A 923-nucleotide genomic window follows, 5' to 3' on the forward strand; every position below is an offset into this window, starting at 1 on the left:
CTCATGGCGTGGCTCCGGTCATGCGGGAGGCGTGATTCCGGGCGGCGGCCTCCGGCCGGGCGGTGATGGGCGTCCGGGCGGCGGCGCCCACCCCGCGCGGCCCGGCGCCGCGGGCACGTCTCACGCGTTGCTCCCGGTGACGCGGGCCACGGCGAAGAGGCTCATGCCCACCGGCAGCTTCACCTTGGACTCGGCCTGGGCGAACAGGGGCGCCAGCGTGTCGTAGAGCTTGAGCTGCAGCTTGGGCACCGCGCGGCGGCGCAGGAGGCGGCTGTTGACGAACCAGCCGGGCATGCCCACCAGGTTCATCCACTCCAGCTTCTCCACCGCGAAGCCGTTCTCCTCCAGCACCGCGCGCAGGGTGGCGGGGGTGTAGCGGCGGTGGTGGCCGACGGCCTCGTCGATGGCGCCGAAGAGCTGCGGGAGCGCCGGCACCAGGATGACCACCCGGCCGCCCGGCGACAGAATCTGCCGGAAGCGGCGCACCGCCGACGCGTCGTCGGGGATGTGCTCCAGCACGTTGGAGAGGACGATGGTGTCCAGCTTCTCCTTCTTGAGCGACTCCCAGTCCGCCAGCGCCACGTCGGACAGGTAGGGGCGCACGTGGGGCTTGCCGCGGAAGAGGTTCTTCAGCCGGTCCACGTAGAAGCGGTCCACCTCCAGGGCGATGAGCAGCTCCAGGCCGGACTCCAGCTCGCGCGTAATCGTGCCGATGCCGGCGCCAATCTCCAGCACGCGGCGGCCCAGGTGCTCGCGGAAGCGGCGGGCCAGCCACTGGTTGTAGTGGGTGGCGCCGTCCATGCGCTCCAGCGTGGTGTAGCCCTCGTGCTGGTTGTCCGCGTCGTCGCGCACGGTGGCGTAGCGCATCAGGGTGCGCAGCCGCGACAGCTGCGCGGCGCGGGGGCGGCGGGGCACCACCGGCG

Annotated in this window: 1 protein-coding gene; it reads right to left on the reverse strand. The window is 72.5% G+C overall.

Going from position 1 to position 923, the window contains the following annotated elements; all coding sequences use genetic code 11:
• Positions 1-120: 120 nt before the first annotated feature.
• Positions 121-923, reverse strand: an 803-nt coding sequence (locus HG543_RS53860) for a class I SAM-dependent methyltransferase (protein ID WP_169352704.1), incomplete at its 5' end; no start/stop codon positions are given.

The sequence above is a fragment of the Pyxidicoccus fallax genome (genome assembly GCF_012933655.1).
GTDB lineage: Bacteria > Myxococcota > Myxococcia > Myxococcales > Myxococcaceae > Myxococcus > Myxococcus fallax.